2 pseudogenes are annotated in these 762 nt (G+C 35.7%); both read right to left on the bottom strand.

The features are described from left to right. Nucleotides 1–167: 167 nt before the first annotated feature. Nucleotides 168–450: pseudogene (locus tag ACFILW_RS10405) on the bottom strand (integrase); the annotation flags it as partial. Between the two features lie 210 nt (nucleotides 451–660). Continuing rightward, a pseudogene (locus ACFILW_RS10400) lies at nucleotides 661–762 on the bottom strand (hydrolase); the annotation flags it as partial.

Below are 762 nucleotides of genomic sequence, written 5' to 3'. Positions count from 1 at the left end.
AAGAATTATGCAGAGGATGTCACATCTCGTGCTTTCCCCGCGGATAATGAAGTTTATAAACTAAAATAAACTTCAGTTTAAGATGAAAGGTTTGACAAGAGAACATTTGTTATTTTGATAATGAATGTGCATTTTTAATATATTTTGTATGCAATTTGAACTGTGATTTTTTCCATTTCTTTAATGAAGTCACGCCTCTCATGCAAAACAGAACGCCATTGGGTCGCTAATTCACGTGCTTTTTTAAAGAAAGCTTTCTTAAGGTACTCAACCTATTTCGCGACGGCGTTCGTGAATAGTATAGTGGTAAGTCCCTTATGAAGTGTATAAAATTTATAGAGTACTCCCGTCTTTACGCTTCATAAGAGAGCAAGCCGGCATCATCACGCACTTTGCCAATTTTCAATGTTGCGACAGCGCTTAGCACTTGAGATAGTTCATAAGAGGCATTTTAATTCTTTCTTTAAAAAATTTTACCCACACGCCAGACCCGCTTGTGGTGTGCAAGAGAATGATTTTGATTGATTCAATATAAACAGATTTGAAATGAGTGAAGCTTACGATATTAGGAGCTCTCATTCAAAATGAAAAAACAATGAATTATTATTATAAGTCAGTGTGATGATTCTGTAATGACAAGGAATCAACAATGCGAAGGGGCTATAATCTTTGGACATCCAAGTCATTAAAGCGCGTTAAAAATGCGTTTTCAATGTGTTGGGTAGAATAGGGGGATAAATTCAGATCATCGGGTAGAATATT

The organism is Bartonella sp. TT110JLCBS, from assembly GCF_042193405.1.
Classification (GTDB): Bacteria; Pseudomonadota; Alphaproteobacteria; order Rhizobiales; family Rhizobiaceae; genus Bartonella.
Note: the sequence above shows the minus strand (reverse complement) of the source record. Positions and strands in the feature narration are given on the sequence as shown.